General features: G+C 40.4%; 1 protein-coding gene. It reads left to right on the plus strand.

Going from position 1 to position 317, the window contains the following annotated elements:
• Positions 1–317: hypothetical protein (locus tag PW52_RS17615; RefSeq protein ID WP_044634177.1), on the plus strand; the 317-nt coding region annotated here is incomplete at both ends.

Genomic DNA, 317 nt, shown 5'->3' on the forward strand with positions numbered 1-317 from the left:
TCTATATCTGTAGTTGAAGCTCCAGAATCCGGTACAGCAAATGCACCAGAAGAATTCTGTGAAGGCGCCGCACCAGCAAGCTACGATTTATTCGATTTATTAGAGGATGAAGATCAAACAGGAATATGGAATGATGATAATGCTACTGGTGTATTAACTGGAAATACGGTAGATTTATCAGGTTTATCACCTGCAACGTATAATTTTACATTCAACGTAGATGCTGTAGGCAGTTGCGACGATGTAGATATAACGGTTAGCATTGTAATTAACACATTACCAAATGCTGGAACACCAACGCCAGCCACCTTTTGTGC

It is taken from the genome of Neotamlana sedimentorum, from assembly GCF_000943565.1.
Classification (GTDB): Bacteria; Bacteroidota; Bacteroidia; order Flavobacteriales; family Flavobacteriaceae; genus Neotamlana; species Neotamlana sedimentorum.